Origin of the sequence: Conexibacter sp. CPCC 206217 (assembly GCF_030646165.1) — a bacterium.
Lineage (GTDB): Bacteria > Actinomycetota > Thermoleophilia > Solirubrobacterales > Solirubrobacteraceae > Conexibacter.
This window is the reverse complement of sequence record NZ_JAUTDO010000002.1, coordinates 724,821-747,657: the sequence shown is the minus strand read 5'-3', so window position 1 is coordinate 747,657 and position 22,837 is coordinate 724,821. Positions and strand designations below refer to the sequence as shown.

Genomic DNA, 22,837 nt, shown 5'->3' with positions numbered 1-22,837 from the left:
GGCCAACGCTGGACCGCCGGTCCATTGGCGTCCGACGCCGGGTACGACATTCTTGCTGCGCTGATGGACCACATCGAACTCACGCTGCTGAGTCTGCTGCTCGCGGTCACGGCCCTCACGGCGCTCGCGCGGGTGCTGAACGTGCCCTATCCGATCCTGCTGGTGATCGGCGGCAGCCTGCTCGGATTCGTGCCGGGCCTGCCCGACGTCGAGCTGGATCCGGACCTCGTGCTGCTGGTGTTCCTGCCGCCGCTGCTGTTCATCGCGGCGTACTTCTCCTCGCCGCGCGAGCTGCGCAGACTGGCGCGCACGATCACGCTCAACGCGATCGGCCTCGTCGTGCTGACGGCCTGCACCGTCGCCGTGATCGCGCACGCGCTCGTGCCGGACCTGTCGTGGGCGGTCGCGTTCACGCTCGGCGCGATCTGCGCCCCGACCGACCCGCTCGCCGCGACCGCGATCGCGCGCAGACTGGGCGTGCCGGCACGCCTCGTCAGCGGGATCGAGGGCGAGAGCCTCGTCAACGACGGCAGCGCGCTGGTGATCTACCGCGTCGCGGTCGCGGCTGCTGTCGGTGGCAGCTTCGACCTGCTCAGCGCGGGCGGCGAGTTCGTCGTCAACGTCGTCGGCGGGATCGCGATCGGCCTCGCCGTCGGGTACGCGCTGCTGCCGCTGTTCCGCCGTGCGCTCGCCGACCCGCTGCTGCACGTGACGATGTCGCTCGTCGCCGGCTTTCTCGCCTACATCCCGGCGGAGCAGCTGGACGTCTCCGGCGTGCTCGGCGCGGTGACGGTCGGCCTCGTGCTGTGCTGGCACGCGCCGCAGATCACCGACCCGCTCGTGCGGATGACCGGCTACGCGTTCTGGGACGTGCTGGTGTTCCTGCTCAACGCGCTGCTGTTCGTGCTCGTCGGCTTCCAGCTGCATTCGATCGTCGAGCATCAGGACCGTTCGCTGCCGACGCTGCTGGGGCTCGGCGCGGCCGTCAGTGCGACCGTGATCCTGACGCGAATGGTGTGGCTCAACACGATCCCGTACGTGATCCGCACGCTCGACCGGCGCCCGCAGCAGCGGCTGATGCGGATCGGCTGGCGGATGCGGATGGTCGGCGCTTGGAGCGGCATGCGCGGCGCGGTCTCGCTCGCGGCGGCGCTCGCGCTCCCGCTGGACTTTCCGGAGCGCGACCTCGTGCTGTTCCTCGCGCTGTGCGTGATCTTCGCGACGCTGGTGGCGCAGGGGTTGACGCTGCCGTGGCTGATTCGCAAGCTCGGGATCGAGGACGACGGCGTCAGCGAGCGCGAGGAGCTGCTCGCGCGCCGAGCCGCGACCGACGCCGCGATCGCGCGGCTGCACGAGCTGCGCGAGGCGGAGTGGACGCGCGACTCGACCGTGCGCTTCCTGCTGAAGAACTTCGACGTGCGCCAGCGGCGGCTGGCGCAGGTCGCGGGCGAGCGGGCGCTGGAGCAGGATGGCGAGGACCTCGGCGATCACACCCACGCGCGCACGCGCCTGGTGAAGGCGCTGATCGACACGCAGCGCGCGGTCGTCGTCGGGCTGCGCAACGACGGCACGATCTCCGACGAGGTGATGCGGACGCTGGAACGCGAACTGGACCTGGAGGAGCTGGGGCTGGCGCCGTACATGGGGACGGCGGACGCGGAGGCGTCGGTCGAGCGGGCCGATTCCGCCGAGCGGCCGTGACGGAGGACTATCGTCGGACCGATGAGCGATTCCACTTCTTCCCAACGGATCGGCATCGTCGGCGCCGGCCACATCGGCGGCACGCTCGCGCAGCTGTTCTCGGCTGCCGGGCACGAGATCGCGCTGGCCAACTCGCGCGGACCCGAGACGCTCGAGGCGACGATCGCCGGGCTGGGTCCGCGGGCGCGGGCGGCGACCGTCGCCGACGCGCTGCGCTTCGGCGGCGTCGCGGTCGTCTCGATCCCGCTCGGGCGCATCGACGAGCTGCCGGCCGACGGCGTCGGCGGCACGATCGTGATCGACACGAACAACTACTACCCCCAGCGCGACGGGCAGATCGCCGAGCTGGACGCCGACGCGATCTCCTCCTCCGGGCTGCTGCAGCGCCACCTCCCGGACGCGCGCGTGGTGAAGGCGTTCAACGCGATCTACTGGGAGAACCTGCGCGACCGCGGTCGTGCGGCCGGCGACCCCGAGCGGCTCGCGATCCCGATCTCCGGCGACGACGCCGACGCGAAGCAGCTCGTTGCGCGGCTGATCGACGAGATCGGCTTCGACGCCGTCGATGCGGGAACGCTGGAGGAGGGCGGCCGCAAGCACCAGCCCGACACCCCGCCCTACGGGGCGAGAGTGGGCGCCGAGGAGCTGCGGGGCATGCTCGGCTGAGCAGCCGAGCGATCGAACGAGTCAGAGAGCGGAAGAGGAGATCAGACGATGGGCTTCGACCAGTACCACGAGCCGCCGGACGAGCTGCCGGCGCCGACGCGCACCTTCGCGCGCATGTGCGCCTCGCTGACCGAGGAGGCCGAGGCGATCGGCTGGTACGAGCAGCGGCTCGCGGTCGAGCCCGACGCGGAGGCGCGCGCGATCATGCGCGACGCGCAGGGCGAGGAGTTCAAGCACTTCGCGATGGACCTCGAGTATCTGCTGCGGCGCACGCCGCGCTGGCGCGAGATCGCGCAGGGCGTGCTGTTCCAGCCGGGCGACGTCGTCGAGCACGGCGAGGCGGCGGAGGCTGCGAGCGGTGACGAGGACGAGGGCTCCGGAGGGTCGAGCGGTCCGTCGCTGCGCCCGGGGCCGAGCGGCTCCGGCTCGCTCGGGATCGGCAGCCTGAAGGGAGCGACGCTGTGAGCCATCTGCTGCGGGAGCACGCACCGATCACCGCCGACGGCTGGCGCGAGATCGACGACGAGGCGCGCGAGCGCCTGACGCCGGCGCTGGCCGGCCGCAAGCTGGTCGACTTCGCCGGTCCGTTCGGCTGGGAGCGCTCGGCGACGAACCTCGGGCGGATCACGCCGCTGGACGGCGAGCCGGTCGCGGGCGTGGAGGCGGTGCAGCGGCGCGTGCTGCCGCTGGTGGAGCTGCGCGCGCCGTTCACGATCTCGCGCGCGGAGCTGCGCGACCTCGACCGCGGCGCCGACGACATCGATCTCGACGCGCTCGACGCGGCCGCGCAGAGAATCGCGGTGGCGGAGAACCTGGCGGTCTTCCACGGCCTTGCGGCGGCCGGGATCGAGGGCATCGCGGAGGCCTCGACGCATCCCACGATCGCGCTCGGCGACGACGCGTTCGACCGCTATCCGACGCACGTGGCGCGCGCGGTCGAGCTGCTGTTGTCGGTCGGGATCGAGGGGCCGTACGGCCTCGCGCTCAGCCCCGAGGGCTACACCGGCGTGATCGAGACGACCGAGCGCGGCGGCTACCCGCTGCTGGACCACCTCAAGAAGATCGTCGGCGGCCCGCTCGTGTGGGCGCCCGGTCTGAGCGGCGCCGCCGTCGTCAGCATGCGCGGCGGCGACTTCCTGTTCGAGTCCGGCCAGGACCTCTCGATCGGCTACGACCACCACGACGCCGACGACGTCCACCTCTACATCGAGGAGTCCTTCTCCTTTCGCGTCGCGACCCCGGAAGCCGCGGTCGCATTGACGCACTGAGCGAGCGGCCGCCCGCCCCCATCGCAGGGGCGGGCGGCCGAGGAGCGTGAAGTCGCCGTCGTTCAGCGACAGCAGCTTCACGCTGCTGTCTGCTAGCGGTCCGACGCGAGCCGCTGGCCGCCCGCGGCGCGCGCGCCCTTTTCGCCCATCGTCGGTCTGAGCGCCGGGGTGATCGCGCGCGAGGCCGGCTTGCCGTAGAGCGACGGGTCGAGGTAGCGGCCCTTGTCGCGGCCCTTCTTCGACTGCACCGCGACGATCGCGTCCTGTCTTGCCTGCGGATCGTGGCGGCGGCCGGTGACCGTCCACGAGACCTTCGTGTTCGGGTGCTCGGTACGGATCGTGAACGCCCCGCCCGTGACCTCCGTCTCGACGATCGCCTGGCCGAAGCGGCCGATCGGCGTCAGCTGGTAGCTCCAGTCGCCGGCGATCGCGATCGCGTAGCTCGGCAGCTTGACCGTCGCGCGGCCGTCGTCGCCGGTCGTGATGTTGCCGCTGTAGGTCACCTTCAGCGAGTCGGACTCGAGCGGCGTGTGCGTCAGCGTCCGCTCGCTCGGCGCGCGCGGATCGTCGATCTTGAAGCCGCTCTTGGTGCCGGTCACGGTCAGGTCGCCGTCGATCGTGACGGCGCCTCTGAACGTCGCGGCGGTCGTTCTGCCTGACGCGTAGAGCGCCGAGCCGTTGCCGTTGGTGACCGCCTCCAGGGCGTTGCCGTCGTTGGCCGCGTTGACGTTCTCCGCGCGCACGCCGACGCCGGTACCGCCGCTGATGCCGGCCTGCCCGATCACGCCGATCGCGCCGTTGGGGTCGGTCACGAAGCCACGCACGCCGAAGCCGCCGGTGCCGTCATGACGGCCGACGACCGCTCCTATGCCGTTGCATCTCCCTATGTTTCTCTCGCAGATCGCACCGTTCTGGCGTGCGACGACGGCCTCGCCGGACGACGAGTCGCCGATCACGGCCGCGCTCGATATCGAGCCGACGACGCCCCAGATCGAGTTGCCGCCGACAGTGTTGGAGAAGATGCCCGGGCCGACGCCGTTGTGCTGGACGCTGACGCCGCGCGCGCCGGAGACGTTCGGCAGCGTGACGTCGATCCCGTTGCCGGTTCCCTGGTGGTTGACCGTGACCGCGGTGTTGGAGTTGGCGGGGTTGCTCACCGTCGCTCTCAGCACGCCGTCCGTCGTCCCGCTCTGGTCCAGGTTGAGCGGCACGGCGACCGACGACACCTCGCACGTGACGGTGCCGTTGGCCGCGACCTCGCGGACGTAGCTGCCGGTCGGGCAGGTGCCGCTGACGCGCTGCTGGTAGAAGCTCGACGGGTTGCCGTCGAGGAACTCGGCGTCGAGGCCGGAGCCCGGGCCGTCGACCGTGAGGAGCTTCGCCAGCACCTCTGCCGGCGTGTCAGCGGAGCCGTTGGGGCCGACCGGGCCGGTCGGGCCGGTCGGGCCGACCGCTCCCTGCGAGCCGGCGGGGCCCTGCGCGCCAGCCGGTCCGGTGGTGCCTCTCGCGCCGGGCGCGCCTCTCGCGCCTCTCGGTCCGGGCGCGCCTCTCGGCCCGCGCGGCCCGACGTCCCCGGCCACGCTCCAGGAGACCTTGAACTGGCCCGCCGGGCAGCGGCCGTCCTTGGTCGACAGGTTGAGCGTGTTGAACTCCTGTGTCACGCACGCGTAGATCTTTCTCGGCGCGGTCGCCGCGCCTGCGAGGCTGGCGCCTGCCAGCACCAGCATCGCCGCAACTGTCGCCGCGACCATCGCCGCAACGCCCGCGGGCCATCGCGTCGCTTGCCTGTGTTCCCTGTGCATCACTCCACCACCGTCTGGTCGGTTGTCGACCAGGAGGTTTTCAGGCGAAAAGCGGTATTCCTTCGCGCAGCAGAGAACATGGCGTTTCGGCGACCATCAGTTCTACTGTTTCTGGTGCAAAGCCGGCCGAGGTCAGCGCGGCGACCGCCGCGCTGAGCACCGGGCCGCGGCTCGGCCGATGGGCGTCGGAGGCGATCACGGCGACGCGGCCGGCGCGCGCCAGCTCCAGCGCCCAGCGGCGCGCCTGCTCGCCGTGCCGGCCCGTCAGCGACGAGCCGTTGACCTGCAGCAGCGGCGCGCCGGCCGCGGCCAGCTCGTCGAGGCCGCGCCCACCCTGGCCGGTCATCAGGCTGGGGCAGCGCTCGGGGTGGCCGATCAGCACGGCGTAGCCGCGCGCGCGGACCTCCGCGACGGCGTCGAAGAGGCCGGCCGGGTCGAGCGAAAGCGGCGCCTCCAGCAATATCCAGCGTCTGCCGGGCGGGCCGTGGGCGGCGATCTCCAGCGCCGCGTCGCTCATCCCCGCGACGTCGTCCTGCGCGACCTCCGCGCCGATCTCCAGCTGCAGCGGCACGCCCGCTGTGCGCAGCTGTGCGCGCAGCTCCTCCACGCGCGCCGGAACGCTCAGCACGTCCACGTCACGCACATGCGGCGTGCAGACGACGGTGCCGGTTCCGTCAGCGAGCGCAAGCGTCGCCAGCTCGATGCTCTCCTGCACGGAGGTCGGCCCGTCGTCGACTCCGGGCAGCAGATGGAAGTGCAGTTCGACGCGCACGCGTCAGCGCGTCAGCAGGCGGTCGAGCGTCAGCTCGGGGTGGTCGCGCTCCAGCCGCTGCAGCACGAACTCGCTGCGGAAGACCGCCAGGTGCGTGCCGTCGGCGCGCACCAGCACGTCGGAGCCGGTCGCCTCGCGGATCTTCGGCACGTCGCCGGGCTCGGTTCGGCGCGCGACGTTCCAGGGCGCCTCCTCCAGCCGCACGGTCGCGTTGAACTCGTTCTCCATGCGGTTGACGGCGACGTCGAACTGCAGCCGCCCGACGCCGGCCAGCACCGGCACGGGGTCGCCGGCGGCCTCGCGTCTGAGGACGTGCACGACGCCCTCCTCGTCGAGCTGCTCCAGCCCGCGGCGGAACTGCTTGTAGCGCGACACGTCGCCGTTGCGCACGAACATGAAGAACTCGGGCGCGAGCGTCGGGATCGCGGGGAAGCGCGCCGGCACGTCGAGCCACAGCGTGTCGCCGACGCGCGTGTCGGCGGCGCCGACGATGCCGACGACGTCGCCGGGGAACGCCTCCTCCATCAGCGAGCGCTCGCGGCCGAAGACCTCGTGCGCGTGCGCCATCGCGAGCGTGCGGCCGGTGCGCTCGTTCGTCACGCGCATGCCGCGCTCGAAGCGGCCGGAGCAGATCCGCACGAACGCGATCCGATCGCGGTGGCGCGGGTCCATGTTCGCCTGCACCTTGAAGACGAGCCCGGAGAAGGGCGCGTCGAGCGGTCGCTCGCCGGCCGGCTCGCCGTCGGCGTCGACCTCGCGCCGCGGCGACGGCGCGGGCGCCAGCTCCACGAGCGCTCTCAGCAGCGGCCCGACGCCGAAGTTCGAGACGGCGGAGCCGAAGAACAGCGCCGTCGCGCGGCCGTCGCGGAAGGCCGCGTCGTCGAACTCCTCGTCGACCGCGTCGAGCAGCTCCAGCTCCTCGCGCGCGGTCGCCCAGGCAGGGTCGTCGGCGTCCTGCGCGGAGGACGCGTCGAGGATCATCTCGGGCGCGATCGTGGCGCCGCCGGTCGTGCGCGTGAAGCGGTGGAAGAGGTCGGTTCTGCGGTCGATCACGCCCTGGAACGCGCCCGGGATGCCGACCGGCCAGTTCATCGGGATCGCCTGCAGGTCGAGCGTCGCGGAGAGGTGGTCGAGCACCTCCAGCGGCTCCATCCCGGGGCGGTCGTACTTGTTCACGAACGTCAGCAGCGGGATCCCGCGGGCGCGCGCGACCTCGAACAGCCGCAGCGTCTGCGGCTCGACGCCCTTCGCCGCGTCGATCAGCATCACGGCCGCGTCGACGGCGGACAGCACGCGCAGCGTGTCCTCGGAGAAGTCCTTGTGGCCAGGTGTGTCGAGCAGGTTGAAGACGTCGCCCTCGTACTCGAAGCGCAGCACCGTGGAGGAGACGGAGATGCCGCGTCTGCGCTCCAGCTCCATCCAGTCGGAGGTGACCTCGCGCCGGCCCGCTCTCGCCTTCACCGCGCCGGCCTCGCCGTGCAGCGCGCCGGCGTACAGCAGCAGCTTCTCGGTCAGCGTCGTCTTGCCGGCGTCCGGGTGGGAGATGATCGCGAACGTCCGCCGCCGCGCCGCTTCCGCGGCGATCGTCGACGACGCCGCAGGGGCGAGTGGCGTGCTGCTCATCCCTTCAGGATGGCAGGGTCGCGGCGATCCGCGCGCGAGGCCGCGTTCGCGCGAGGTCGCGTGCGTCAGGAAGCGCGCGGCGCCGAGGCGTCGAGCGCCTCCAGCGGCGTCGGCTCGCCGCGCGCGCCCCTGCGACGGCCCGAGGCGTACTCGCCGGCGATCACCGCGACGAGCACCACCAGCAGCAGCGCGGCGAGCGCGAGCCCCGAGATCGCGCCGCCCAGCAGCACGCCGATCGCGACACAGGCGACCGCGCCGGCCGGTCGCTTCCAGCCCGGCGAACCGGTCATCCGCCAGCGGAACAGCGAGTGCGCGAGCAGGTAGATCGCGGGCCCTGCGACGCTGACGGCGACCTCCGGGCCGGGCAGCACCTCGCCCGGGTGCGCGATCGTCAGCTCGTCGCCGACGGCGCCGACGATCACGCCCGCGACCAGCAGCGCGTGCAGATAGGTGTATCCGTCGCGCGCGAGCTTCGTGCGGTTGGTCGACAGCTCCAGCCGCCGCTCGGCGATCTGCGCGACGTAGTTGAAGTAGAGCCACCACATCGCGGCGGTCGTCAGGAACGCGACGCAGAAGGCGACCACACGCTCGCCGGTCAGGTCCAGCTCGGAGGTCGTCGCGCCCGTCAGCACGATCGACTCGCCCAGCGCGATGATCACGAACAGCTGGAAGCGCTCGGCGAAGTGCGAGGTCTGCACCTCCCACGTCGCGCCCGTCGCGCGTCTGAGCCCCGGGACCCAATAGAGGTGCAGCGGCGCCGTGTAGTCGAGCGCGAGCGCGATCAGCCACAGCAGCGTGCGCGTCGAGCCGTCCGCGAGCGCGCCCGCGATCCAGAAGACGCCGGCGATCGCGAACCAGATCAGGATCCGCGCCGCGCGCTCGCGCTCGGGCGTGTGCCGCGCCGCCGCTCCGAACGTGAGGAAGAGATGGCGCCCGACCTGGATCGCGACGTATGCGCCCGCGAACAGCAGCGCACGGTCGCCGAACGCCTCCGGGATCGCGACCGCCATCAGCAGCGACGCGAGCATCACCGCGATCAGCACCAGCCGCACGACGATCGACTCCGGGTCCAGCTCGTTCGTGACCCAGGTCGTGTAGTTCCACGCCCACCACACGACCAGCAGCACCAGCGCCGACTGCCCGACGCCGGTCCAGTCGAGATGTCTCAGCAGCAGGTGCGAGACCTGCGTGATCGCGAACACGAAGACGAGGTCGTAGAACAGCTCGAGCGTCGTCGCCCGCTGTCTCTCCGGGTCGCCCGCGGCGCGCTGGAAACGGCTCATGCGGGAAGCCTACGTGGGGAGGAAGCGGATCGCTGGGCGGCCGTTCGGGCCGTCACGAGTGACGCGCGCGTCGACCTCGTAGACGTCCGCGATCAGCCGCGGGGTGAGGACCTCGGCAGGCGTGCCGGCGGCGGCGACGCGGCCGGCGGCGAGCACGACGAGGCGGTCGCAGAAGGTCGCGGCGAGGTTGAGGTCGTGCAGCGCGACGACGGTCGTCAGCGGGAGCCGCCGCACGAGCGCGAGCAGGTCGAGCTGATGGCGCACGTCGAGGTGGTTGGTCGGCTCGTCGAGCAGCAGCTCGCGCGGCTCCTGCGCCAGCGCGCGGGCGATCTGCACGCGCTGCTGCTCGCCGCCCGACAGCGTGTGCCAGCGGCGGGCGCGCAGCTGCCGCAGGCCGGTGTCCTCCAGCGCGCGATCGACCGCGCGCGCGTCGGCGTGCGCGTCACCGGACCAGCTGCCGCGGTGCGGGATCCGTCCCAGCCGCACGACCTGCTCGACGCTCAGGTCGACCTCGGTCGAGGCCTGCTGCTCGACGACCGCGACCCGCCGCGCGACCGCGCGCCGGCCGAGTCCGCTCAGCGCAACGTCGTCCAGCAGGACCGCGCCGCCGGTCGGTCTGCGCAACCCGGCGAGCAGTCGCAGCAGCGACGACTTGCCGGACCCGTTGGGACCGAGCAGGCCGAGCGTCGCGCCGTCCGGGACGTCGAGCGTGACGCCGTCGACGACGAGGACGCCGCCGGCCGACCACGACAGCTCGCGCGCGTGGATCGTCATCGGCTCTGCCTCACGTCCGCCGCCCCCGCCGCGCGAGGATCGCGGCGAACGCGGGGACGCCGAGCAGGGCGGTCACGACGCCGACGGGCAGCTCCTGCGGCTCGAAGAGGGTGCGGGCGGCGGTGTCGACCCAGACGAGGAAGATCGCGCCGGCGAGCGCGGTCGCCGGCAGCAGACGGCGGTGGCCGGGGCCGGCGAGGATCCGCGCCGCGTGCGGCAGCACGAGCCCGACGAAGCCGATCGCGCCCGCCGCGCTGACGAGCGTCGCCGTGATCAGCGCTGTCGTCACCAGCAGCAGCGCGCGCACGCGCGTGACCGCGATCCCCAGCGACGCGGCCGCGTCCTCGCCGAACGAGAAGGCGTCGAGCGCGGCCGACTGCGTCAGACAGATCGCCAGGCCCAGCAGACAGACCGCGCCGCACAGCGCGACGTCCTGCCAGTCGGCGCCGCTGAGCGAGCCGAGCAGCCAGAACAGCACGCCGCGCGTCTGCTCCGCGTCCGCCGAGGAGAACACGACGAACGTGGTGATCGCCGAGAACAGCTGCGTTCCGGCGACGCCCGCGAGCACGACGCGGTCAGATCCACCGCCCGCGACCGCCGCCAGCGCCAGCACGAGCGCGAAGGCGGCGAGCGCACCGGCGAAGGCGCCGGTCGAGAGCGCGATCGCGCCCCCGCCGACGCCCGCGACCATCACCAGCACCGCGCCCGTCGAGGCGCCGGAGGAGATCCCGAGCACGAACGGATCCGCCAGCGGGTTGCGCAGCAGCGACTGCAGGATCGCCCCGCACAGCGCGAGCCCCGCGCCGCAGACCGCCGCCAGCAGCGTGCGCGGCAGCCGCAGGTCCCACACGATCCCCTCCTGGATCCGCGTCAGGCCCGCGTCGCCGAGCCCGAGGTGCTGCCCGACGACCCCGTACACGTCCCCGACCGCGATGTCGGCCGGCCCGATCGTGATCGCGATCCCGATCGACAGGACGAGCAGGGCGGCGCCGAGCAGCGCGAGGGCGAGGACGCGGCTGCGCCGGCCCGCGTCCGCCGCGCCGGGACGACGCCGACGCCGGCCTGCGCCGGACACGGCCGTGTCCAGCGCCGGCGATCCGCTCGGCGCAGGGCTCATCGCCGGCCGAAGACCACGTAGTCGTCGAGCAACTGCCAGACGGTCCCGGTCTCAGCGAAGCCCGCCTGCGCGAGCGCGGCGAGGTGGAAGTCGACGGCGGTCGTCGGCGGCGCGTCGCGGCCGGCGAAGCGGCGCTCGCGCTCGGCCGCCAGCGCCGCGCCGCCAGGGCCCGAGCGCGCCTCGTCCCACCACGCGTCCCACGTCGGCGCGCCGGCCGCGTGCGCGGCCCGCTGCGTCTCCTCGTCGTGCGCCGCCGCGACGCCGCGCAGCGTCGGCGAGCGTGCGTCGAAGCGGAAGTGGTCGCCGTTCAGCAGCACGCCGCCTCGGCGCAGCAGGCTCGCCGCCTGCGCGTAGACGCGCACGAGCTGATCCGGCCTCAGCCAGTGCAGGGCGGTGGTGGAGACGATCGCGTCGGGCGCAGCGCCGCCCAGCGCGTCGAGGACCGCCGCCGGCCACCCCCCGTCGAGCAGATCCGCGTCGAGCAACGTCAGCCGCTGCTCCCTGCGGCCGGCGAGCGAGCGACGCGCGACGTCGAGCAGGAGCGGGTCGTGATCGAGGCCCAGGACGCGGGCGCCGGGCAGCGCGTCGAGCACGCGCGCGCTGAGCGAGCCCGGCCCGCAGGCGAGGTCGAGCACCAGCGGCGCGTCGCCGAGCGTCAGCCGCAGCACGTCCACGATCGCCCGGAAGCGGCCCTCGCGATCGGCGATGTACGCGGCCTGCTGATCGTCCCAGCGGCCGAGGAGCGAGTCGGGGCCGGCGGGCGCCGCGGCGCCCGATCCGCCCGGCGAGCGGGCCGCCATCAGCCCGCCAGCCCGAGTCTGCGCAGGCCGTCGGCCACCTTCTCGACCGCGTCGACGTTGCGCAGCGACGGATCCATGTCGGAGCCCGACAGCACGATGTAGCGTCTGTTGCGGACCGCGGTCAGGCGCTTGGCGACCGGATCGGACTCGAGGAACCTGATCTTCGCGGCGGCGCTGTCGCCCTCGTCGCCCCGCGTCAGATCGGCGAGCACGAGCACGTCGGGGTCGCGATCGAGGATCGCCTCCCAGCCGATCTCCGGCCACAGCTGTCTGTTGTCCTCGAACGCGTTTCTGGCGCCGACCGCGCGCGTCACGATCCCGGGCGCGCCGCAGCAGCCGGCGATGTACGGCGTCTTCGAACTGGAGTACCACCACATCAGCGAGACGTCGCTCGCGTCGAGGCCGCCCGCGGCTCTCGCCATCCGTGCTCTCAGCGACTCGACCAGCTCAGCGCCTCGTTCCGGCACCCCGAAGATCTCCGCGACGTCGTCGACCTCGGCGTAGACGTCGTCGATCGTCAGTGCGCTGTCCTGCTGCGCGTCCTGACCGCCGCACTCGCTGGAGGACTGGTAGGTCGGCACGCCGAGCCGCTCGAAGCGGTCGCGCGGCGCGACGCCCTCGTTCGTGAACGAGTAGTCGAAGGTCGCGTAGACGAAGTCCGGCTCCGTCTTCAGCACGCGCTCGAACGAGGGGAAGTCTCTGCTGAGGACCGGCACCTTCGCGTTCGCGGCGGCGAGGCTCGGTAGCACGGGATCGCTCCACGAGGCGCTGCCGACCATGCGGTCCTGCAAGCCGAGCGTGAGCAGGATCTCGGTCGCCGGCTGATTGATCGAGACCGCTCGCTGCGGCGGCTGCGCGACGTGAACCTCGCGGCCGCAGTTTCTGAGGATCACGGGGTACGAGGTCGCCGCTGCGGTCGTAGTGGAGTGGCCGGTGGTCGCGGTCGTCGGCGCGGCCTGCGCGGCGCCGGTCGCGGACGGGCTCTCGTCGCTGGCGCCGCAGCCGGCGAGCGCGCCGACGGCGAGCATGGCTGCAGCGGACAGCAGGGGGACGGTGCGAACGCGTATGGGCACGCGTGGCCTTTCGATCTGGGACCCGTTTCGCGGGGCCCGTTGGACGATCCGGCCACCCGCTCGCTGGCGCGCGCGAAGGGCCGCAAGCCAGCAGGTCTTCGGACTCGGGATCGTCCGGGTGGAGCGCCTTCCCAGACCTGTGTGGTCCAGTGGCCGATGCTCCGCCCGTTCCCCATACCGCTGCGCGTCAGCTCCGGCTTCTCACCGGATTCCCTGACCCATTGCGTGGGTGCGACTGGCTCGCCGCGGACCCTACACGACGATGCGAGCGAATCCCGCCGGCGCCCGCCGCCTCAGCGCGCGCCGGCCCGCTCGGCCGCCGTCCGCGCGACGACCTTCAGCTGCGTGCGCAGGACCATCCCGATGAACGGTGAGAGCGGGCGCCAGTAGCGCAGGAACGCGCGCCGCGACTGCGGGTCGGTCGCCTGCGTGCGGCACTCGTAGGTGACCAGCGTGCGGCGCTCGCCGTACGGGGTGACCGTGAAGCTCGCGCCGATCCGCGCGAAGCCGGGCTCGTCGAAGCTTGCGAACTGGCCGGCGGCGATCGTCTCCCAGACGGTCTCGCCGGCCCAGAAGCGCCCGACCACGCCGAACGCGATCTGCTGCGGCGGGCGCTCGCCGAGGATCACCCACTCGCCGTCGGCGCCGAGGTCCGACAGCCGCATCGTCGCGATCGGCGCGGGGGTGGCAAGCGGGCGCCGGCGAACGGCGCTGACGACCCGTTCGCCGAGCTCGCGCAGCATGAACAGCGCGCGCACGAGCGGCTGCTCGCCGACCCGCATGAAGTCGGCCTCCCGCACGGCGGCGTAGACCGCGTCCGGCTTCCCGTCGATCACGCGCTGCTCGACGCGGACGGCGTCGGCGTGCGGGAGCAGCGCGTCGAGCAGATGGGGCGGGGCGTCGGTGGCGGACATCGTCGAGCGAGTCTCGCGCCGCCCGCCCGCGTGCGCATCCGGCGCCGCTACGCGACCGCGGCCGTAGTTCGCCGCGGCGGCACGTCGACCCAGGCGCCGCGGCCTGGGCGTCGGCGGCCGGCGTCAGGTCGTCGGCGGCCCGTCGACCCACGCGCCGCGGACGAGCACCGCGGCGAGCGCGAGGTCGTCGTCGAGCACGACGAGGTCTGCGTCGCGGCCCGGGGCGATCAAGCCCTTGGTCGCGCCGAGGCCGAGCAGCTCGGCCGGAGTCGTGGCGGCCATGCGGGCGGCGTCGGCGACGGACGCGCCGCCGAGCTCTACGGCGTTGCGGAGCGCCGCGTCCATCGTCAGCGTCGCGCCGGCGATCGTGTCGGCGGCCGCCAGCGTCGCGCGCCCGGCGCGGACGCAGACGGCGCGGTCGCCGAGGCGGTAGTCGCCGTCCGGCAGCCCGGTCGCCTCGATCGCGTCGGTCACCAGCATCGTGCGGTTCGGTCCCTTCAGGCGCAGCAGCAATCGCGCCGCGACCGGGTCGACGTGGACGCCGTCGCAGATCAGCTCGCAGGTCAGCTCGTCGCGCTCCAGCGCGGCGCCGAGCAGGCCGGGATCGCGGTGGTGCAGCGGTCGCATCGCGTTGAACGCGTGCGTGACGGCGCGGGCGCCGGCCTCGATCGCCGCGACCGCCTCCGCGTTGTCGGCATCGGTGTGCGCGAGCGAGACGAGCACCCCCTGCGCGACCGCCCGTCGCGTCAGCTCCAACGCCCCCGGCAGCTCCGGTGCGAGCGAGATCGAGCGGACCGCGGGGTGGGCGAGCAGGCGCAGGGCGTCGGCGGAGAGCGCGTGCGTCCCGCCAGGCTCACTCGTCGTCTCACCGACGTCCGGGTCGCGGAAGTGCGCGGGGTCCATCGCGCCGGGGCGCAAGCGGCTGAGGAACGGGCCTTCGAGGTGGGCGCCGAGCACCTGCGCCGCACCGGGCTGCGGCTGGCACACCGCGGTGCCGATCGCCCGCAGAGCTGTGAGCAGCTCGTCGACCGGCGCGCCGACGGTCGTCGCGAGCAGCGCGGTCGTGCCGTGGCCGGCATGGAAGCGCGCGGCGCGCTGGACCTCATCGGGATCGGCAGTGTTGAACTGCGCCCCGCCGCCGCCGTGCACGTGCACGTCGACGAACCCCGGCAGCAGCCAGCGCCCGTCGAGCGCGACCGCGTCACCGACCGGGTCTCCTGGACCCGGTTCCTGCAGGTCCACGACCTTCCCGCCGCGCACGACCACGTCGACCGATCGCACGCCGTCGGGGGTGACGACGCGGCCGCCGGTGAGGACCAGCTCCGACACGTCAGCCGCACCCGCGCCGAGCGCGTCGCCGGCGGCCGACCGCGGCCAGCTCGCCCTGAGCAGGTCGGCTCACGTCACCGTCACCTTGCGCAGCCCGGCCGGCGCGTCGGGGTCGCGGCTGCGCAGCAGCGCCAGCTCGCGCGCGAGCTGCTGGGCGCGCACGACGGCGAGGATCGGGGCGAGACCCTCGCCGCCCGACGACGGCAGCGGCAGGTCGGCGTCGCCGTCGGTCGAGACCGTCAGCACGCGCGCGCCGCGCTGGCGCAGGTCGGCGACCAGCTCCGCGACGTCCTCGTGCGCCGGTCCCGCGGCGGACAGCGCGAGCACCGGGAAGCCCTCCCCGACGATCGCGATCGGGCCGTGGCGCAGGTCGGCGGAGGAGAACGCGTCGGCCGCGATCGCCGCCGTCTCCTGCAGCTTCAGCGCGGACTCCAAGGCTGCGCCGTAGAGCAGCCCGCGCGCGGTCACGACCAGCCGCATGTCGCCGGCCAGCCTCACCGCCGCCGCGCGCGCGGGACCGGGATCGCCGAGCACGTCGCGCACCGCGCCGGGCAGCGCGGCAAGCTGGGCGTCGGTGAACGGGACCGCGCCATCGCCGCCGGCCGCCGCCGTGTCGCCTGCCGCCGCGTCGCCCGCCGCCGCACCGCCCGCTGTCGCGTCGCCCGCCGTCGCACCGCCGGCCACCGCGCCAGCGGTCTCCTGCGCTCCCAACCCCCGCGCCAGCAGCGCGAACGCCAGCAGCTGGGCGGTGACCGTCTTCGTCGCCGGCACCGCCAGCTCCTCGCCCGCCTCGAGCGCCAGCACGGCGTCAGCGGCGTCCGCCAGGTCGCTCGTGCCGTCGTTCGTGATCGCCAGCCCGCGCGCGCCCGCGGCGCGCAGCCGTCTGAGCGTCGTGACGATCTCCGGCGTGCGGCCGGACTGGCTGACGGCGATCGCGAGCTGGCCGGAGTAGTCGACGCGTGCGCCGTAGAGCATGTGCAGCGACGGGGCGGCGAGCGAGACCGGGCGCCCGCTCGCCAGCTCCAGCAGGTAGCGGCCGTAGACCGACGCATGGTCGGACGAGCCGCGCGCGACGATCGTCGTGCCGTGCAGCAGCGCCGGGGCGAGCGCGCGGACGGTCTGGGCGACCCGATCCGCCCGTCCGATCAGCCGCTGCAGCACCTCGGGCTGCTGCCCCATCTCGGCGGCCATGCGCGCACCCGCGGACATCGCGTCTAGCTGATTCCGGCCGCGTCGCACGCGGCTCTGTAGGCGTCGGTGCAGATCTGCGCCGCGGTCGCGAAGCCGTCTCTGACGACCGTGTCCTGGATGTTGTCTCTCGTGATCACGATCGTGTCCAGCAGCACCGACGGCACTCTTTTGGAGCCGCCATTGTCCACCGTCGTCGTCGTGATCGACGGGACGCCCTCGCCTCTCGCCAACGGCACCGCGAGCTGCGCGGCGGTCGAGGCGATCTCGTTGATCGGCTGGTAGACGGTCATCAACTGCTCGCCGGTGAGGATCCGCTGCAGCCCGGCGACCTCGGCGTCCTGCCCGGTCGTCGGCCGCGATCTGGGGTCGATCCCGTTCGCTCTCATCGCCGCGATCGCGCCGCCCGCCATCCCGTCGTTGGCGGAATAGACGCCGTCGAAGCCGTCCTTGCCGGCTGCGGCGATCGCCTGCTCCATCTCCGTCTGCGCTCTGTCCGGGCTCCAGTCGGGCGTGTCGTACTCCTTCACCACGTCGACGCCGGCTCTGTCGAGCACGTCGTGCGCGCCCGCCTTGTAGGGGGCCGAGTTGGAGTCCGTCGGGGCGCCGTTGATCATCACGACTCTGGCGCCCGAGCCACCGCTCGGGAGCGCTCTCAGCAGCGCCTCGCCCTGCTGCTGGCCGACTCTGAACGGATCGATCGAGACGTACGCGTCGACGTCGGCGCCGTCGATCAGGCGCGCGTAGCTGACGACCGGCACACCCTGAGATCTGGCGTTGTTGGCGATCGCCGCCGCCGATCTGACGTCGACCGCGTCGACCACGAGCACCTTCGCCCCGTTCGTGATCGCCTGCTCGGCCTGTTGCTGCTGCTGGGCGGCGTCCTGCTCGGCGTTGGCGTAGATCACCTCGCAGTCCGGGCACAGCTCTCTGACCTTCGCGACGAAGCTAGGACGGTCCTGGTTCTCGTAGCGCGCGGTCTTCGACTCCGGCAGCAGCAGCGCGATCTTCGGCGCGTCGCCGCCGCTCGCCGAACCGCCCGCGGTCGTGCTGCCGTCGTCGTCGCTGCTGCCGCAGGCGCTGGCGCCGAGTGCCAGCGCACCGGCCAGCACGACGGCGGTGCCCGTGCGAATGAACGACATACCCACTTCTCCCCGTCTGAGTTTGCAGACCGGCCGCCCGTGGGCGACCTCGTTTCGACCGTAGCGCCGCTGGTCTATACCAGTCAAGCGAGTGGGCGCGAGACTGTCCGAGTGGAGCCCTTCCCATCTGGCATTTCGGCCGTTTGGCTGGTATATACCATCGCCATGGAGGGAACCCGTCGCCCCGCTCGCACGGACGCCAGCGCGCTCGGGCCGCTGGTCGGCTCGCGGCCGAAGGGCGAGCAGCTGCGCCAGGCGCTGGAGCAGCTGATGGCGGGGCTCGGGCCCGGCGCGCTGCTGCCGTCGGAGCGGATCCTCGCCGAGCGCTTCGGAGTCGCCCGCATGACGGTCCGGCGCGAGCTCGACAGGCTCACGGCCGACGGCCTCGCGTACCGCGTCGAGCGTCAGGGCACGTTCGTCGCCGACCCGCGGATCGTGCAGACCGACGCGCTCTCGTCGTTCAGCGAGGACATCGTCGCGCGCGGCATGACGCCCGGCGGCTACGTGATCGAGCAGCGCCTGATCGAGGCCGGCGCGGCGCTCGCGGCGGCGCTCGAGCGCCCGCCCGGCGTGCCGGTCGTGCTGATCCACCGCGTCCGCACGGCAGACGACGAGCCGCTGGCGGTCGAGTGGGTCCACCTGCCGGCCGAGGACTTCCCGCGCCTGGAGCACGCGGCGCTCGAGGACCGCTCGCTCTACGGCCTGCTGCGCAGCAGATACGGCGTCACCTTCGGCGAGGCGAGCCAGCGCGCGAGCGCCGTCGCCCTCAGCGCGGAGGAGGCGGCGCTGCTGGCGACCGCCCCCGGCGCCCCCGCCTTCCTCTTCCGCCGCACCACCCGCCGCCAGAACGGCCGCGTGATCGAGTCGGCTCGCTCCCTGTATCGGGGCGACCGCTACGAGATCGACATGCACCAGCGCCCGCGCGGCTGAGAACGTCGCCTCGCGAGTGTCCCGGCCTCCTCCTTGAAGTCGACCCAGTCGTTCTCGCCCGTGCTCGCTGCTGCCCCCGCCCGGATCAGAGCGATCGCGTCTGGCGGCTCCGCTCCTGCCCGCGTTCGACGAGGGCTGCGCTGCTCACGACGCAGCGTGTTCGTGCCTCGAACGTGCTGAGCCGGCTCTACAACGAGGACGGTCGGATCGAGCCGGTCAAGAACGCCCGTGGACGAGGGGTCCGCTATCGGCTCACGAGATGACGCCCGCCGCGCGGGTACGCTCGCCCGCATGGACCACTTCGACGTGATCGTGATCGGGACCGGGCCGGGTGGGCGGGCGGTGGCGCCGGCGCTGGCGGCGGCGGGGAGACGGGTCGCGGTCGTCGAGGCCGAGTTGGTCGGCGGCGAGTGCCCGTTCTGGGCGTGCATCCCGTCGAAGACGCTGCTGCGGCCCGGGCAGCTGCGCGAGGAGGCGCGGCACGTCGCGGGCGTCGGCGAGCCGGCGCAGGACTGGCTCGCGATCCGCGACTACCGCGACTACATGAACTCCGGGCTCGACGACGCGCACAAGGCGCAGTGGCTGGAGTCGACCGGCGTGACGCTGCTGCGCGGCGAGGCGCAGGTGCCGGAGCGCGGGACCGTGCTCGTCGGCGAGTGCGAGCTGCGGGCGCCGGAGATCGTGCTGGCGAGCGGCTCGCGGGCGGTCGTGCCGGAGATCCCAGGGCTGCAGCGCGAGCACGTCTGGACCAACCGTGAAGTCACCTCCCTGCGCGAGGTGCCGCGCTCGGCGGTCGTGCTCGGCTCCGGCCCCGTCGGGCTGGAGAGCGCGCAGTACCTCTCGCAGCTCGGCTGCGTGGTGACGCTGCTGGAGCGCGCCGAGCGGCCGTTGTCGCGCGAGGACCCGGAGGTCTCCGAGCATGTCTGGGATGTGCTCAGAGCCCACGGCGTCGACGTTCGCACGCACGCCGAGGTCACGCATGTGCAGCACGACGAAACCGGCGTCCAGGTCCACACCGCCGATGGCGGGCTGCACCACGTCGAGCGGCTCGTCGTCGCGACCGGCCGCGCGCCGCGCGTCGAGGGGCTCGTTCCGAACGGCGTCTCGCTGCGCGACGGTCGCGTCGAGGTCGACGCGCGCTGCCACGCCGCGGAGGGCTTCTGGGCGGTCGGCGACGTCACGGGCGTCGCGCCGTTCACGCACGTCGCCGGCTACCAGGGCCGCGTCGTCGTCGACAACCTGCTCGGCCGCGACGCGCGCGCCGACTACCGCGCCGTGCCGCGCGTCGTCTTCGGCGAGCCGGAGGTCGCGGCCGTCGGGATGACCGCGGCGCAGGCTGCCGAGGCCGGGCTGAGGATCCGCAGCGCGCACGTCGCGCTCGCCGAGGTCGACCGCACCGAGACGTACGGCCGCGAGCTGTTCGGCGGCGTCGGCGTGCTGCTCGACGCGGCGCGCGGGGTGCTCGTCGGGGCGTGGGCCGTCGGACCCGAGGCGGGCGAATGGATCCACACGCCGGCGCTCGCGATCAAGGCCGCGGTCCCGCTCGCGGTGCTGCGCGACTTCGTGCCCCAGTTCCCGACGTTCAACGAGCTGTGGGGCGAGGCTGCGCGCAAGCTGTGAAGCGCATACGAGCCGGACGCTCGCTTGGGCGAAGGCTTGCAGCGCTACAGCTTCGCGCTCGCATGCCGACCACCTAGCGGGCGCTTGGTTGCAGCTGCAGTGCGCCATCTGAGTCCGGGTGTCCGCCTCCCGGGCCAGCTTGCGCACGATTCGCTAAAGCTTTCTCGCGAGATGCCGAGGTTCGTGTAGAGCCACGTCTCGGCAACTCATGGACGAACGCCTTCCCATCCTCGTGCCCCGCCCTCGCTCCGCCGCCCTGCGGCGTCGACTGTGCGCTGGGTTCGTCGGCTTGGCGGCGCTCGCCGCATTCGGTGGAGCACCCGCCGCCGGAGCGTTCGCCGCCGACGTGACCGAGCCGCCGGCGCAGCACGCCGCCGCTCCGGCCGCAGCGGCGCCGCCCGCCGCTCAGCCCGTAGCGCAGGCTGCGGCTCCGGCCGCACAGCCGGCACCGGAGGCGGCGGCCCCCGCTGCGCAGCCGGCTCCCGCGCCGGCAGCTCAGCCGGCTCCCGCACCGGCCGCTCAGCCGGCTCCCGCGCCGGCCGCCCAGCCGGCTCCCGCGCCCGCCGCTCAGCCGGTCGCGCCGGTCCAGGCCGCCCCGAGAGCGCCGGCGCCGAGCAGTTCTGGCGCGGGCGACTCCGCGCCGGCCGAGCCCGCACCTTCGAGAGATCCCGCTCCGGTCGATCCGGCCCCGCAGGACCCGGCGCCGGCCGATCAGGGCTCCGATCATCCGACTCCCGCCGATCCCGGCTCTGACGATCCCGCGCCCGCCGATCCGGGCTCCGACGATCCGACGCCGGCTGAGCCGGGCTCCGACGATCCGACGCCCGCTGATCCGGGCTCCGACAACCCGACTCCGGTCGATCCCGGCACGGACGACCCGACCCCGGTCGATCCCGATCCCACGCCGGTCGATCCCAACCCGGGTCCCGTCGATCCGGCTCCCGCCGATCCCGCCCCGGCCGCCCCGGCGCCGGTCGACCCGCAGCCCGTCGTCGAGACGCCGGTCGACACGCCGCCGGTGCCGGACGTGCCCGAGGAGCGGCCCACGCCGCGGCCGACGCCGGTCGAGGCCGACGTGCCCGCGCCGCAGCCCAAGCCCGCGACCGGGTCCGGCGTGCTGCGCCCGGTCACCGCGGTCGACACGCCGGCGCAGGCGCAGGCGCCCGCGACGCAGGCGACCGGCAACGGCGCGAACTCCCAGACTCCGAACCAGGGCACGCAGGCGCAGGCACTCGCCCAGGCGCCCGTCGTGCACACGCAGCCACCGCTTCAGCGCGTCGCGCTGGCGCCCGTGCTCGACCCCGTCGTGTCGGTGCCGATAGCGCCGACCACGCCGGCCGGCGGCGCGACGGCAGAGCGCGCTCAGCGTGAGGCCGCGCGTGAGGCCGCCGTCAAACGGATCGTGCACACGACGCTCGTCAACCTCGGCATCGTGCCGGCGGACCCCGTCGCCGCCCAGGTGAAGGAGTCGCCCTCGAGCGCCCGCAGCGGCGACGGCGTCGTCTGCGCCCCGACCCCCGTCGCGTCCGCGTCGCCGACGCCGATGACCGGCACGATCCCCGCACCGATCGCCGAGCAGGTCGAGCGCAAGCAGCGCCTCGGCGACGAGCCGGCGACCGTTCGCGGCCCGCCCGTCAGCCCGCTCGACTCGCCCTCGTCGCCGCTCAACGCGACCAGCGCCGCCGCAGCCGGCACCAGCTCCGCGGCGGGCATCAGCTTCTTCGCAGTCATCGTCGGATCGTTCAGCGCGCAGCTGGCCGAGGCCGAGTCCGCAGCGCCGCCCTGCACGTTCGCGAGCAACGCGGCGACGCCGACCTCGGACCTCTCTGCGCGCGGACCACCCGTTTCCTGAGACCACCACACGAGCCGCCGTCCGCGATCGGACGGGGTTCCTCTCCGTGAATCTCAAGGAACGAAAGGGAGCACCATGATGGTCGCTACCAACGACCGCATCCAGCGCATCACCACCGCTCGCCGGGACCGCATCACCCGCTCGTCGCGCCTGCGTCTGCTCGCGAAGCAGATCGCGTCCGGCGAGTACCACGTCGATGCCGACAGGCTCGCCGAGGTTCTGATCGAGCGCGCGCAGTTCCATCGCCAGGTCCAGCGCGAGCTGCTCACGCACAGCTCCGCCGGGCTCTGACACCTGGCCGGCCGGCGGCGAGCATTCGGCTCGCCGCGCTCGGCCGGCTGGGACCTTCCTCAGCTCACCGCGAACGGCGGCGTGGCGCCGGGGCGCTGGCGAGCGGCCGCGCGCGCGAGCGGCACGGCAGCGGTGGCTCGAGCGTCAGTCCCGCTCCAGCGTGCGGACGCTGCCGCCCTGCTTCCACGACGTGATCACGATCGCTCTGCCGTCCTCGCGCAGGCTCACGACGGACGCCTCGCGGATGTCGAGGCGGAAGAGGTGGCTCGGACCGCCCGCGGCGGCCTCGCCGTTCATCTCCTCGACCAGCGCCGGATCGGTGAGCTCCTCGGCGATCCCCGCGAGCTTCGCGTCGCCGCTCCACGCGGGCGGGTCGTCGGAGCCGCTGTGCAGCGCGTAGCGCGGGTCGCGCAAGAGGTCGAGCGCCTTGCGCGCCTGCCACATCGAGCCGATCCACAGCTCACCGTGGGCGATTCTCGTCTCGGTGCCGCTGATGCGCGGCGCGCCGTCGCGGCGCAGCGTCGCGAGCGTCTTGTGGACGTGCGCGTCGAGCCGTTCCTGCACCTGCGCGGCGAGCGCGGGCGCGGCGGCGGTGAAGTCCGACCAACTGGGCATGCGAGCGATCGTGCCGCGCCGGGGCGGCGGCGTCGAGCAGGAGGTCGAAAACGATCAAGCGGTGCGCGAGGATGTCG

General features: G+C 73.5%; 20 protein-coding genes, 1 pseudogene and 1 riboswitch. Of the genes and pseudogenes, 8 read left to right on the top strand and 13 right to left on the bottom strand.

Annotation, left to right across the window (positions count from 1 at the left end; translation table 11 throughout):
• Window positions 1-63 precede the first annotated feature (63 nt).
• The 4 genes and pseudogenes from Q7L65_RS08130 (at window position 64) to Q7L65_RS08115 (ending at window position 3,635) form a co-directional block, all read left to right on the top strand.
• Window positions 64-1,701, top strand: coding sequence for a Na+/H+ antiporter (locus tag Q7L65_RS08130; protein WP_304720186.1), 1,638 nt, complete (start codon window positions 64-66; stop codon window positions 1,699-1,701).
• Between the two features lie 21 nt (window positions 1,702-1,722).
• Complete coding sequence (locus Q7L65_RS08125) at window positions 1,723-2,367, top strand: NADPH-dependent F420 reductase (protein WP_304720184.1); 645 nt, start codon at window positions 1,723-1,725, stop codon at window positions 2,365-2,367.
• 48 nt (window positions 2,368-2,415) lie between these two features.
• Window positions 2,416-2,715: pseudogene (locus tag Q7L65_RS08120) on the top strand (hypothetical protein); the annotation flags it as partial.
• Window positions 2,716-2,828: 113 nt separating this feature from the next.
• Complete coding sequence (locus Q7L65_RS08115) at window positions 2,829-3,635, top strand: family 1 encapsulin nanocompartment shell protein (protein WP_304720181.1); 807 nt, start codon at window positions 2,829-2,831, stop codon at window positions 3,633-3,635.
• 92 nt (window positions 3,636-3,727) lie between these two features.
• Here the strand turns inward: Q7L65_RS08115 and Q7L65_RS08110 are convergent, their stop codons facing one another.
• The 12 genes from Q7L65_RS08110 to Q7L65_RS08055 form a co-directional block, all read right to left on the bottom strand.
• A complete protein-coding gene (locus Q7L65_RS08110) occupies window positions 3,728-5,362 on the bottom strand; it encodes a hypothetical protein (RefSeq protein WP_304720180.1) in 1,635 nt (544 codons plus the stop codon).
• A gap of 115 nt (window positions 5,363-5,477) precedes the next feature.
• Complete coding sequence (locus tag Q7L65_RS08105) at window positions 5,478-6,209, bottom strand: tyrosine-protein phosphatase (protein ID WP_304720179.1); 732 nt, start codon at window positions 6,207-6,209, stop codon at window positions 5,478-5,480.
• 3 nt (window positions 6,210-6,212) lie between these two features.
• A complete protein-coding gene (locus Q7L65_RS08100) occupies window positions 6,213-7,832 on the bottom strand; it encodes a peptide chain release factor 3 (RefSeq protein WP_304720177.1) in 1,620 nt (539 codons plus the stop codon).
• Between the two features lie 65 nt (window positions 7,833-7,897).
• Window positions 7,898-9,115, bottom strand: coding sequence for a low temperature requirement protein A (locus Q7L65_RS08095; protein ID WP_304720175.1), 1,218 nt, complete (start codon window positions 9,113-9,115; stop codon window positions 7,898-7,900).
• A 9-nt stretch (window positions 9,116-9,124) separates the two neighbouring features.
• Window positions 9,125-9,889 carry an ABC transporter ATP-binding protein gene (locus Q7L65_RS08090; RefSeq protein ID WP_304720173.1) on the bottom strand — a complete coding sequence of 255 codons (765 nt, stop codon included), beginning with the start codon at window positions 9,887-9,889 and terminating at the stop codon, window positions 9,125-9,127.
• Between the two features lie 10 nt (window positions 9,890-9,899).
• A complete protein-coding gene (locus Q7L65_RS08085) occupies window positions 9,900-11,006 on the bottom strand; it encodes an iron ABC transporter permease (protein ID WP_304720172.1) in 1,107 nt (368 codons plus the stop codon).
• Complete coding sequence (locus tag Q7L65_RS08080) at window positions 11,003-11,806, bottom strand: trans-aconitate 2-methyltransferase (protein ID WP_304720170.1); 804 nt, start codon at window positions 11,804-11,806, stop codon at window positions 11,003-11,005. The genes Q7L65_RS08085 and Q7L65_RS08080 overlap by 4 nt, the downstream gene beginning before the upstream one ends.
• Entirely contained in the window at window positions 11,806-12,834 is a 1,029-nt protein-coding gene (locus tag Q7L65_RS08075) for an ABC transporter substrate-binding protein (protein WP_304720169.1), read from the bottom strand. The genes Q7L65_RS08080 and Q7L65_RS08075 overlap by 1 nt, the downstream gene beginning before the upstream one ends.
• Window positions 12,835-12,950: 116 nt before the next feature.
• A riboswitch (cobalamin riboswitch) is annotated at window positions 12,951-13,134 on the bottom strand.
• 38 nt (window positions 13,135-13,172) lie between these two features.
• A complete protein-coding gene (locus Q7L65_RS08070; RefSeq protein ID WP_304720168.1) occupies window positions 13,173-13,793 on the bottom strand; it encodes a hypothetical protein in 621 nt (206 codons plus the stop codon).
• A 123-nt stretch (window positions 13,794-13,916) separates the two neighbouring features.
• The gene (gene nagA, locus Q7L65_RS08065; RefSeq protein ID WP_304720167.1) at window positions 13,917-15,122 is read right to left on the bottom strand and encodes an N-acetylglucosamine-6-phosphate deacetylase; all 1,206 of its coding nucleotides are present in this window, start codon (window positions 15,120-15,122) and stop codon (window positions 13,917-13,919) included.
• A gap of 69 nt (window positions 15,123-15,191) precedes the next feature.
• Complete coding sequence (locus Q7L65_RS08060) at window positions 15,192-16,331, bottom strand: SIS domain-containing protein (RefSeq protein ID WP_304720165.1); 1,140 nt, start codon at window positions 16,329-16,331, stop codon at window positions 15,192-15,194.
• A gap of 5 nt (window positions 16,332-16,336) precedes the next feature.
• Entirely contained in the window at window positions 16,337-17,452 is a 1,116-nt protein-coding gene (locus Q7L65_RS08055; RefSeq protein ID WP_304720163.1) for a sugar ABC transporter substrate-binding protein, read from the bottom strand.
• 165 nt (window positions 17,453-17,617) lie between these two features.
• Here Q7L65_RS08055 and Q7L65_RS08050 point away from each other — a divergent pair, with 165 nt between their 5' ends.
• From Q7L65_RS08050 to Q7L65_RS08035, 4 genes are all read left to right on the top strand, one after another.
• Window positions 17,618-18,382, top strand: a complete 765-nt coding sequence (locus Q7L65_RS08050) for a GntR family transcriptional regulator (RefSeq protein WP_304720161.1) — start codon at window positions 17,618-17,620, stop codon at window positions 18,380-18,382.
• Between the two features lie 291 nt (window positions 18,383-18,673).
• The gene (locus Q7L65_RS08045; RefSeq protein WP_304720160.1) at window positions 18,674-20,002 is read left to right on the top strand and encodes an NAD(P)/FAD-dependent oxidoreductase; all 1,329 of its coding nucleotides are present in this window, start codon (window positions 18,674-18,676) and stop codon (window positions 20,000-20,002) included.
• A 289-nt stretch (window positions 20,003-20,291) separates the two neighbouring features.
• The gene (locus Q7L65_RS08040; RefSeq protein WP_304720158.1) at window positions 20,292-21,854 is read left to right on the top strand and encodes a hypothetical protein; all 1,563 of its coding nucleotides are present in this window, start codon (window positions 20,292-20,294) and stop codon (window positions 21,852-21,854) included.
• Between the two features lie 78 nt (window positions 21,855-21,932).
• Window positions 21,933-22,145 (top strand): flagellar biosynthesis anti-sigma factor FlgM, encoded by a 213-nt coding sequence (locus tag Q7L65_RS08035; RefSeq protein ID WP_304720157.1) that lies wholly within the window; start codon window positions 21,933-21,935, stop codon window positions 22,143-22,145.
• A 144-nt stretch (window positions 22,146-22,289) separates the two neighbouring features.
• Here Q7L65_RS08035 and Q7L65_RS08030 read toward each other — a convergent pair whose 3' ends face one another.
• On the bottom strand, window positions 22,290-22,760 hold the full coding sequence (locus Q7L65_RS08030) for a pyridoxamine 5'-phosphate oxidase family protein (protein WP_304720156.1): 471 nt from the start codon (window positions 22,758-22,760) through the stop codon (window positions 22,290-22,292).
• Window positions 22,761-22,837: the final 77 nt, after the last annotated feature.

What these genes read in the sequence shown, in the direction of transcription:
- Q7L65_RS08130 (WP_304720186.1), top strand. Translation starts at nt 64, where the DNA reads ATGGACCACATCGAACTCACGCTGCTGAGTCTGCTGCTCGCGGTCACG.
- Q7L65_RS08125 (WP_304720184.1), top strand. Translation starts at nt 1,723, where the DNA reads ATGAGCGATTCCACTTCTTCCCAACGGATCGGCATCGTCGGCGCCGGC.
- Q7L65_RS08110 (WP_304720180.1), bottom strand. Translation starts at nt 5,362, where the DNA reads ATGCTGGTGCTGGCAGGCGCCAGCCTCGCAGGCGCGGCGACCGCGCCG.
- Q7L65_RS08100 (WP_304720177.1), bottom strand. Translation starts at nt 7,832, where the DNA reads ATGAGCAGCACGCCACTCGCCCCTGCGGCGTCGTCGACGATCGCCGCG.
- Q7L65_RS08095 (WP_304720175.1), bottom strand. Translation starts at nt 9,115, where the DNA reads ATGAGCCGTTTCCAGCGCGCCGCGGGCGACCCGGAGAGACAGCGGGCG.
- Q7L65_RS08090 (WP_304720173.1), bottom strand. Translation starts at nt 9,889, where the DNA reads ATGACGATCCACGCGCGCGAGCTGTCGTGGTCGGCCGGCGGCGTCCTC.
- Q7L65_RS08085 (WP_304720172.1), bottom strand. Translation starts at nt 11,006, where the DNA reads ATGAGCCCTGCGCCGAGCGGATCGCCGGCGCTGGACACGGCCGTGTCC.
- Q7L65_RS08080 (WP_304720170.1), bottom strand. Translation starts at nt 11,806, where the DNA reads ATGGCGGCCCGCTCGCCGGGCGGATCGGGCGCCGCGGCGCCCGCCGGC.
- Q7L65_RS08075 (WP_304720169.1), bottom strand. Translation starts at nt 12,834, where the DNA reads ATGCTCGCCGTCGGCGCGCTCGCCGGCTGCGGCGCCAGCGACGAGAGC.
- Q7L65_RS08070 (WP_304720168.1), bottom strand. Translation starts at nt 13,793, where the DNA reads ATGTCCGCCACCGACGCCCCGCCCCATCTGCTCGACGCGCTGCTCCCG.
- Q7L65_RS08060 (WP_304720165.1), bottom strand. Translation starts at nt 16,331, where the DNA reads ATGTCCGCGGGTGCGCGCATGGCCGCCGAGATGGGGCAGCAGCCCGAG.
- Q7L65_RS08055 (WP_304720163.1), bottom strand. Translation starts at nt 17,452, where the DNA reads ATGTCGTTCATTCGCACGGGCACCGCCGTCGTGCTGGCCGGTGCGCTG.
- Q7L65_RS08050 (WP_304720161.1), top strand. Translation starts at nt 17,618, where the DNA reads ATGGAGGGAACCCGTCGCCCCGCTCGCACGGACGCCAGCGCGCTCGGG.
- Q7L65_RS08045 (WP_304720160.1), top strand. Translation starts at nt 18,674, where the DNA reads ATGGACCACTTCGACGTGATCGTGATCGGGACCGGGCCGGGTGGGCGG.
- Q7L65_RS08035 (WP_304720157.1), top strand. Translation starts at nt 21,933, where the DNA reads ATGGTCGCTACCAACGACCGCATCCAGCGCATCACCACCGCTCGCCGG.
- Q7L65_RS08030 (WP_304720156.1), bottom strand. Translation starts at nt 22,760, where the DNA reads ATGCCCAGTTGGTCGGACTTCACCGCCGCCGCGCCCGCGCTCGCCGCG.